1 protein-coding gene is annotated in these 421 nt (G+C 77.9%); it reads right to left on the bottom strand.

The features are described 5' to 3' along the window. A partial coding sequence (locus AB4Y80_RS16940; RefSeq protein WP_442215501.1) for a DUF222 domain-containing protein occupies positions 1-421 on the bottom strand: 421 nt, incomplete at both ends.

Here is a 421-nt window from a genome sequence, read left to right as displayed (position 1 = left end):
GCCCTGCCTGGCGAGCAGTTCCCCGTGCGTGGGTTGCTGCCCGTCGGGATCCAGCAGCGCCAGGGCCCGGGTGCCCAGGCGGCGCAGGAAGTCCGGGGATTCCTCCCGCGCGTACCCGGTCAGGGTCCGCTCCAGCTCCCSGGCGGTAGCGGCCGACACGCGCCCGGCCCGCACCAGGTGGCCGGCATCGGCGGTGAAGCCGGCCACCAGCAGGGCCCGCTCCGCGGACAGCTCCCCGGCAAAGAACGCCGCACCGAGCACCGGGCGGGCGGGGGCGGCGGTGCGGGCGCTGAGCGGGTCGGTGACCGGCAGCAGGGCCTCGGCCAGGCGCAGGCGCCGGTTCGCCTCGGCGCCGCTAAGCAGCAGGGACCCGGTGAGCACCCCGGCCGGGTGCGTGATCCCGGCCTCGCTGAAGCGCCCC

Origin of the sequence: Specibacter sp. RAF43 (assembly GCF_052114065.1) — a bacterium.
In the GTDB taxonomy this organism is placed as follows: domain Bacteria; phylum Actinomycetota; class Actinomycetes; order Actinomycetales; family Micrococcaceae; genus Specibacter.
The sequence above is the reverse complement of the archived record's forward strand: the minus strand, read 5'-3'. Positions and strand labels throughout refer to the sequence as shown.